We start from the raw sequence: 431 nt of genomic DNA, 5'->3' as shown, positions 1-431 counted from the left end.
TACAAGAGATAGCAAAGGTGAGGTTAGGTTCTAAACCTTAGCGTACGTTTTCGTACCACTGGACCTCAAACCCCGATTAGCAACACTTTGGATGGCGGTATTTGCTGACATGGGTGCAAGCTTAATTGTTGTTGCGAATGGTCTGCGCTTGCTTAACTCACACAAAGGTCATTCTGAATATCAGGAAATGAAGGGTTAACAATCAATAGGGTGGATGATGAATGACTGGATTCCTAATGAGCAAGATAGTGCTCATTCTTTACGTTTTTTAGTGGTGGAATCTTCATTAGGCGCTCGTATTATCATTCGTGCACATTTATTAGAGTACAAGCATTCGGTGGATATGGCTTGGGATGATGAATCGGCAATAGAACTGGCCTTTATGAGAGCTTATGATTTTATCTTAGTGGATAACAAGTTAAATTGCTATG

Annotated in this window: 1 protein-coding gene; it reads left to right on the top strand. The window is 40.6% G+C overall.

The window, feature by feature from the left end; genetic code table 11:
• Positions 1 to 214 precede the first annotated feature (214 nt).
• Positions 215 to 431 (top strand): response regulator (locus Lste_RS14610; RefSeq protein WP_475072275.1); only part of this gene is annotated, 217 nt, incomplete at its 3' end.

The organism is Legionella steelei (assembly GCF_001468005.1).
Taxonomy (GTDB): Bacteria; Pseudomonadota; Gammaproteobacteria; order Legionellales; family Legionellaceae; genus Legionella; species Legionella steelei.
Note: the sequence above shows the minus strand (reverse complement) of the source record. Positions and strands in the feature narration are given on the sequence as shown.